This window comes from Adlercreutzia equolifaciens (assembly GCF_029076695.1).
Taxonomy (GTDB): Bacteria; Actinomycetota; Coriobacteriia; order Coriobacteriales; family Eggerthellaceae; genus Adlercreutzia; species Adlercreutzia equolifaciens_A.
The window spans coordinates 1-309 of sequence record NZ_JARFIK010000305.1 but is presented as its reverse complement, the minus strand read 5'-3'; the positions used below and the strand labels follow the sequence as shown (position 1 = coordinate 309).

The following is a 309-nucleotide window of genomic DNA, read 5'->3' as shown; positions in this document are numbered from 1 at the left end:
TTCGGAGTGATTGTAGAACTTGTACCACAGCGCCGGCTTGAAGTTGCCGCCGTTGGCTGCGTACTGCATTCGATAGAACCACGTGGGATCCAAGCGCTCGATGCCCATGTCCTTCATGACCTTCGAGTACACGCCGTTATTGGAGCCGCCGCGCGACACCGGGCCTGTCGAAGCGCTAATGAGGATGACTTTCAGTCCATTCTCGGCGCTGGAAGCTGCCGATACCATGCCGGCCATGCCGCCGCCCACCACAATGACGTCGGCCTCCTCGGTTCCCGTAACCTGGTCATCGGCTATAGCCTCGGGCGC

1 protein-coding gene is annotated in these 309 nt (G+C 60.2%); it reads right to left on the bottom strand.

The annotated features are described in order from the left end of the window. Positions 1-309: FAD-binding protein (locus tag PZH32_RS12505; protein WP_275208568.1), on the bottom strand; the 309-nt coding region annotated here is incomplete at both ends.